Source organism: Leisingera caerulea DSM 24564 (assembly GCF_000473325.1).
GTDB lineage: Bacteria > Pseudomonadota > Alphaproteobacteria > Rhodobacterales > Rhodobacteraceae > Leisingera > Leisingera caerulea.
Map to the genome: position 1 here is coordinate 3983 of NZ_KI421514.1, position 257 is coordinate 4239.

Sequence of the window (257 nt, forward strand, 5' to 3'; positions counted from 1 at the left end):
ATTCTTTTTCGCTTGAAGCGCATCCGGCACAGTGCTTCAGACCTCCGCTGAAGCGCCACTTGGCGAGGGCGCGGATCCGTTTCCCTCCTGCTCCACCATCTGGAAGGGCAGCAGAAGGTTCCGGGAAAGGTAGTCAGCCACCCCCGGATAGGTGTTCAGCAGAGTTTCAACATATCCGACCTCCAGAGGCGCGGGAGTTTCCCGCCCCTCCTCACCGGCCAGCAGGCCCGACCAAGCCCGGCAATAGCGCATGATCA

At 61.1% G+C, this 257-nt stretch carries 1 pseudogene; it reads right to left on the reverse strand.

Annotated features, from left to right (window positions below):
• Positions 1 to 36 precede the first annotated feature (36 nt).
• Positions 37 to 257 (reverse strand): annotated as a pseudogene (locus CAER_RS30850) (hypothetical protein); the annotation flags it as partial.